Source organism: Herbiconiux daphne, from assembly GCF_024979295.1.
GTDB classification, from domain to species: domain Bacteria; phylum Actinomycetota; class Actinomycetes; order Actinomycetales; family Microbacteriaceae; genus Herbiconiux; species Herbiconiux daphnes.
Genome location: NZ_JANLCJ010000283.1, coordinates 1 through 810 on the forward strand (window position 1 = coordinate 1; position 810 = coordinate 810).

1 protein-coding gene is annotated in these 810 nt (G+C 35.9%); it reads right to left on the reverse strand.

From position 1 onward, the window contains the following. Positions 1-278: 278 nt before the first annotated feature. Positions 279-692 carry a hypothetical protein gene (locus N1032_RS24690; protein ID WP_259543160.1) on the reverse strand — a complete coding sequence of 138 codons (414 nt, stop codon included), beginning with the start codon at positions 690-692 and terminating at the stop codon, positions 279-281. Positions 693-810: the final 118 nt, after the last annotated feature.

An 810-nucleotide genomic window follows, 5' to 3' on the forward strand; every position in this document is an offset into this window, starting at 1 on the left:
CACGCAAAAACATCACACATAAACTCACAAACCATTAGGGGTGCTCACTAATACAAACCAATGCCACTACCTATATGTACTACCCATTAAGTGTATTCATTTGATACACAGGTGCTAGATAGTTTCACCTTTTAACTGTTGTACTTATATTATATAACATATATACAATACCCTATATACTTATCCAGCAAGATGATAATACTATATACATTACTATATAAATAATAATAATAATACTTAATATATATATACGTGTACGTGCGCGTGCGCGTGAGAGATTAGTTAATCTTCAGGTTTTCCCCTAATCTTTCTTTTAAGGTATCTATAAGCTTACCGTTTATGTCAATGGCATGATTGAACCTGCATTGTCCCAACGCCTTGTAAAACAGGATATAAATGGTTTCAAGGTTATTCATCTCAACCTCATCCGCACAGATAGCAAGAACCATATATCTGACTCTCTTAGCAACACCGGGTGTCTGGATGTATTTGTTGATTGCCTGGTCATCATAGCAGGATGGTGCAATATGGTCTCTGTAACGCTTATGCGTATCAATACCTCTATCCTTGCCAATATAGATGATTTCATCCTTGTCAGTGATATAGGCGTATATGCCAAACTTTGGATTGGCTGCTATGTCTTGCGGTGTGTTAATCTTGTCTAACTTCTCAACGTCTGAATATTTGGGCATATATCACCTTCCTATAAATAAATTATACATGATAGGACAAGCACCTTGCGGTGCAGATAAATGATGATAATAATCAAGCTTGATTTTATGGAAAGGTTACAAGGTTACGGTTACAAAT

Bases quoted from the DNA above. Each gene is read 5' to 3' on its own strand.
- N1032_RS24690 (WP_259543160.1), bottom strand. From the start codon at position 692: ATGCCCAAATATTCAGACGTTGAGAAGTTAGACAAGATTAACACACCG.